The 4,713-nt window shown below is 71.3% G+C and carries 6 protein-coding genes; 4 read left to right on the plus strand and 2 right to left on the minus strand.

Annotation, left to right across the window (positions count from 1 at the left end; genetic code table 11):
• Nucleotides 1-10: 10 nt before the first annotated feature.
• A complete protein-coding gene (locus tag AC5LUJ_RS00315) occupies nt 11-580 on the minus strand; it encodes a hypothetical protein (protein ID WP_250291016.1) in 570 nt (189 codons plus the stop codon).
• A 246-nt stretch (nt 581-826) separates the two neighbouring features.
• Here AC5LUJ_RS00315 and AC5LUJ_RS00320 point away from each other — a divergent pair, with 246 nt between their 5' ends.
• From AC5LUJ_RS00320 to AC5LUJ_RS00335, 4 genes are all read left to right on the plus strand, one after another.
• Nucleotides 827-1,102, plus strand: coding sequence for a ferredoxin (locus AC5LUJ_RS00320; protein ID WP_250285463.1), 276 nt, complete (start codon nt 827-829; stop codon nt 1,100-1,102).
• A gap of 600 nt (nt 1,103-1,702) precedes the next feature.
• Entirely contained in the window at nt 1,703-2,341 is a 639-nt protein-coding gene (locus tag AC5LUJ_RS00325) for a TetR/AcrR family transcriptional regulator (protein WP_250285462.1), read from the plus strand.
• A 222-nt stretch (nt 2,342-2,563) separates the two neighbouring features.
• Nucleotides 2,564-2,704: a hypothetical protein gene (locus tag AC5LUJ_RS00330; RefSeq protein WP_250285461.1), complete on the plus strand. Its 141-nt coding sequence runs from the start codon at nt 2,564-2,566 to the stop codon at nt 2,702-2,704.
• A gap of 431 nt (nt 2,705-3,135) precedes the next feature.
• The gene (locus AC5LUJ_RS00335; RefSeq protein WP_250285460.1) at nt 3,136-4,365 is read left to right on the plus strand and encodes an NAD(P)/FAD-dependent oxidoreductase; all 1,230 of its coding nucleotides are present in this window, start codon (nt 3,136-3,138) and stop codon (nt 4,363-4,365) included.
• An 18-nt stretch (nt 4,366-4,383) separates the two neighbouring features.
• Here AC5LUJ_RS00335 and AC5LUJ_RS00340 read toward each other — a convergent pair.
• The coding region (locus AC5LUJ_RS00340) for a TetR-type transcription factor C-terminal domain-containing protein (protein WP_493464296.1) at nt 4,384-4,713 on the minus strand (330 nt) is incomplete at its 5' end.

The raw sequence follows: 4,713 nt of genomic DNA on the forward strand, positions 1-4,713 counted from the left end.
TCCCGCCGGACTAACCCTTCCGCAGGTGGTTACGCGTCAACTCGGTGAGTAGCATGATCGCGCCGATCACGAACGCGAAGAAGACCAGGACGGCCTCCCAGTGGGCGCCGGCGGCCAGCACGATGACCGCCACGACGGCCAGCACCTGCAGCACGTGCTGGGCCCACCATCTGCGCAGCAGCAGCGCCGCGAGCGCGGCCAGGATTGCGGTGCCCACCCCCAGTGCGAGCAGGTCCTGCGGCTGTACCTGCTCGGTCGTGCGGACCGTGCCCTCGCCGAGCCGGTCGCTCAGGTCCTGCGCAGTGCGCTGGTCGGGGTCGCCGGCCAGCGCGTCCATCCCGGCCCACAGCGTGGTGAACCCCACGATCAGCCAGCACACGACGGCCACGCCGAGCAGCGCCGGGAAACCGCCGGGCCGACCGGCCGCGGCGCTTCGCACGGTGTCCCCGCTCGCTCCCGTCGGGCTGCTTTCCGCCGGGGCGCTTTCCGCCGCTGCCTGCGGCCGTTCCCCGCCGACGCGGTCGGGACGCGGACGCGGCCGCGTGGCCGGGGTGTCACGGTGCCGGGGTGGAGCTGCCATTGCCGTTCCTTTCCTCCGCCGAGGAACGAAAGTAACAGCCGGCCATGGCGCGGTACCGGGTGAAGTATTCCTATCGAGGTATCTAAACACCCCGCACGAGCGATGAGACGCGCGCCGGGCCGCAATAGCTTCTGTGGCCTGGCACACGATACGGGCCGCTGACCAAGCCGCTGTTCCCCGTCTACCGCGATCTTGTCGAGGGCAAGGACGCGGTGGTCTCCTGAAAGCCCGGAAAGGCGCGAGCTGATGATGAGGAAGGCAAGGGCCACCAGCCACGGCCCGGACGGCGTCAACGGCGTCAACCGAGGTCACACCGGAGAGATGACTGACATGCGTATAGTGATCAACCGCAGCAGGTGCAGCGGCCTGGGTATGTGCGAGTCGATAGCCGAGGACGTGTTCGAGGTCCAGAAAGACGGCACTCTCCGTATCCTGATCGAGGACGTCGACCCCGCCCGCCGTGAGGAGATCCAGAGCGCGGTGGATGCCTGCCCGACCGAGGCGCTGAAAATCGTCGACTGACAGCCGCGCCGGTTCACTGCGCTGGTTCGCCGCGCCGGTCCGCCGTCCGGGTGCGCGTAACCCCGCGGGCTGGCGGCGACGCGGCCCGCGGCGGGAACGGGCCGCCGGGACGCCCGTCACCAGTGCCGGGACCTGCTGAAGCGCCGGGCGGGCTGAGCCCGGCGGGGAGCCCGCGCGGCCGGTCACGGCACACCGGTCACGGCACACCGGTCACGGAGCAGGACGGCGCCGCGGACGTCGTCCTGCTCCAGCGCGTGGCCGGCTCTTCCGTGCCGGCGGTGACCTGTGTGCCGGCGGTGACCTGGCGGCGATGGACGCGGCACCCGGCCCGTCCCGCCCGCGCCGCCTCGCTCGCCGACGCGGCCCACCCGGCCGTGAAGGCACGGGAGACGTTAACCAGGCCCGGCCCACACGCTCGGCGCGGCCCGTGGCCCGCGCGGGCCTCATGGGCCCATACCCTGGAGGAGCATCCTTGACAGGGAATCCAGGACGATTGCCCGTGCCCCCGGCGAGCGGGGGACGGCCATATTGACCGCAGGCTTCCTCGACCGGGGCTGACATGCCGCGGGGTCATGCCGCGGGGCCATGAGGAAGGACACGATGACGTCGAACGGGAGCGGAACCGAGGCGGCGGCCTCACGCTACGCCGACTACGCCGCGCGCAGCCGGACCACCCAGCAGCACATCCTCGACGCCGCCGTCCAGGTCCTGATCGAGTCCGGCTACAGCGGCGCCTCCACACTGAAGATCCAGGAGCGCGCGGGAGTCAGCCGCGGGCGGCTCCTGCACCAGTACCCTCACCGGGACGCGCTCCTGGTCGCGGCCGTACAGCACATCGCCGAGGTGCGGATCTCCTCGACCCACGATCCCGCCAGCTGGCCCCGCTCGCCGCACGACCGCGTCGAGGCCGCCGTCGACGCGGTGTGGTCGACCTACCATCAGGGCTACTTCTGGGCGGCGACCGAGCTCTGGCTGGCCGCACGTTACAACGCGCGCCTGGCCGAGGCGCTCGTGCCCAGGGAGTCCGCCCTCGGCAACGTGATCAGGGCGGAGATCGACAAGATGTTCGGGCCCGAACTCGTCCGGCGCCCCAACTACACCGCTCTTCGCGAGATGCTCAACACGAGCATGCGCGGGGTCGCGCTGACATACTCCTTCGACCCGCGCGACCCGCTCACGGATCCCCACCTCAAGGTGTGGAAGTCACTGGCCCGCCGGGAGCTCGGACTCGACACCTGACGCGTGCGGGACGACGCTTGGCGCATGCAGAACATGCAGAACATGCAGAACATGCAGGACCATATATGACATGCAGGACATGCAGGACAAGGCCGCATGTAGGGCAAGGCGGGGGGCTCCTCGCCCATGCCGTCCACCGTCGCGGCCCACACGGGTTCATCGCCGGCCTGCGGGCGCGTCGCCGTGTTACCCGCGCCACGGCACACTTGCGAAGCGGCGGTCGTGGTCAGGGCCGGCCGGGAGGTCACTCCGGCGCAGCTGCGCGAGTTCCTCAGCGGCAAGGTCGCCGAGTGGTGGCTGCCGGAACGCCGGGCCTTCGTCGAAGGGATCCCGCGTATCTCCGTCGGGAAATTGGATAGGTGATTGGATAGGTGAACTGCGCGGCTGCGGATCCCGCTGTTGCCCGGCTCGTCCGTCCCGCATGCCGACGCGGTGGATGTTCCCTCCTTGGAGAGGGCAACAGTCCCCTGGCGAGAGATGCGGCCCGGCGCGCGGAAAGGCAGGATCTGTTCCCGGTACGCTGCCCGGCCCGGCTGTTCCCGGCGGCGTGCGCACCGGATATTCCTGGTCGGCACCGGTACCACTGGAAGGGCGCACTGGAAGTGCGTACCAGAAGGGCTCACCAGAAGGACGTGGTATGCCCTTCGGGGGATGTGGTATGCACGTTTTTGTTCGACGGGGCGCGTGCCGTACCGCGGAGATCATGATGGGCGAAGAAATTTATTCCGTATTCAGTGGCGGCCTGGCTTCAGATGGTCTGGGGCGACCGGCCCGGAACAGAAGGTGATCAGACCATGACGTCTTCCCGCCCGCGTCTTGTCGTGGTGGGCGCTTCCCTCGCCGGTCTGCGCGCCGTCGAGGCCGCGCGCCGCCACGGCCACGACGGCCCGGTCACACTGGTCGGCGCGGAGGAGCATCTGCCCTACGACCGGCCGCCGCTGTCCAAGGCGTACCTGGAGCCGGGGGAGCCGCCCGCCGTGGCGTACCGCGACGAGTCCTACCTGCGCGAACAGCTCGGTGTCGAGCTGCTGCTCGGCCTGCCCGCGAGCGCGCTGGACACCGAGGCGCGGACCGTCCTGGTGGGGGAGCGCCCGATCGGCTACGACGCGCTCGTCATCGCCACCGGCGCGCGCGCCCGCCAGCTGCCGGCGGGCGAGCGGCTTGCCGGCGTGCACACGTTACGGACGCTCGACGACGCGCTGGCGGTGCGGGCCGCGCTCGACGCGGGCGCGCGGACCGTGGTCGTCGGCGCCGGGTTCATCGGCTCCGAGGTCGCCTCCGGCGCGCGCCGGCGCGGGCTGCCGGTGACCATCGTCGAAGCACTGCCCACCCCCCTCGCCCGGGCGGTCGGCACGCGGATGGGGGCCGCCTGCTCGGCGCTGCACCAGGCGCACGGCACCGACCTGCGCTGCGGCGTCGCGGTCGACACCCTCCTGGGGAACGGCCAGGTCGAGGCCGTGCGGCTCGCCGACGGCACGGTGCTGCCGGCCGACCTGGTCGTGGCGGGGGTCGGGGCGAGCCCGCAGACCGACTGGCTGGCCGGCTCGGGCCTCACGATCGACAACGGTGTGGTCTGCGACGAGACGCTGTGGACCGGCGCCCCCGGCGTCTACGCGGCCGGCGACGTCGCGCGCTGGCCCAACCCGCTGTTCCCCGGGCACATGCGAGTCGAGCACTGGACCAACGCCGCGGAGCAGGGCACGCTCGCCGCCACGAACGCGCTGAACCCCGACGAGGCCAAGCCGCACGAGAGCGTCCCGTACTTCTGGTCGGACTGGTACGACCACCGGATCCAGTTCGTCGGCGTGCCGCGGGCCGACGAGGTCCAGGTGGTGTGGGGCAGCGTCGACGAGCACCGCTTCGTCGCCCTCTACCGGCAGGGCGACCGGCTCACCGGCGCGTTCGCCGTCAACGGGATACGAGAGATCATGAAGTATCGGATACAGATCGGCCGGCGTACCTCCTGGGCGGACGCCCTGGCGTTCGCGGCCGGCCGGCCGGCCGCGGCACCGGCGTCCACGTGAACGGGCTGGGCCTGCGGGTCAGGGGCGCAGCGCGTGCAGCACCATCGACTGCGCCGTGGTGATCAGCGTTTCGAGCGGCCCGCGGTCGGGATGCCACCACTCGGCGGCCCAGTTGAGGGCACCGAGCACGAGCATGCGGGCCAGCGGGGGATCGACGTCGGGGCGTAGCTGGCCGCTGGCCTGCAGGGCCGCCACGAGCTCACGCCAGATGTCGTTGTAGGCGGACACCTCCGCGAGCGCCCGCCGGCTGATGGCCTCGGGCAGCTGGTTGGCGTTACGGATGATCGCGTGCGAGTAGGCCGAGATCTCCAGTTCGTGACGCAGGTGCGCGGCCACGGCGGCGGCGAT

The sequence above is a fragment of the Protofrankia sp. CiP1_Cm_nod3 genome (genome assembly GCF_982290655.1).

Coding starts and splice junctions, on each gene's coding strand:
- AC5LUJ_RS00320 (WP_250285463.1), top strand. CDS start 827: ATGATGAGGAAGGCAAGGGCCACCAGCCACGGCCCGGACGGCGTCAAC.
- AC5LUJ_RS00325 (WP_250285462.1), top strand. CDS start 1,703: ATGACGTCGAACGGGAGCGGAACCGAGGCGGCGGCCTCACGCTACGCC.
- AC5LUJ_RS00315 (WP_250291016.1), bottom strand. CDS start 580: ATGGCAGCTCCACCCCGGCACCGTGACACCCCGGCCACGCGGCCGCGT.
- AC5LUJ_RS00335 (WP_250285460.1), top strand. CDS start 3,136: ATGACGTCTTCCCGCCCGCGTCTTGTCGTGGTGGGCGCTTCCCTCGCC.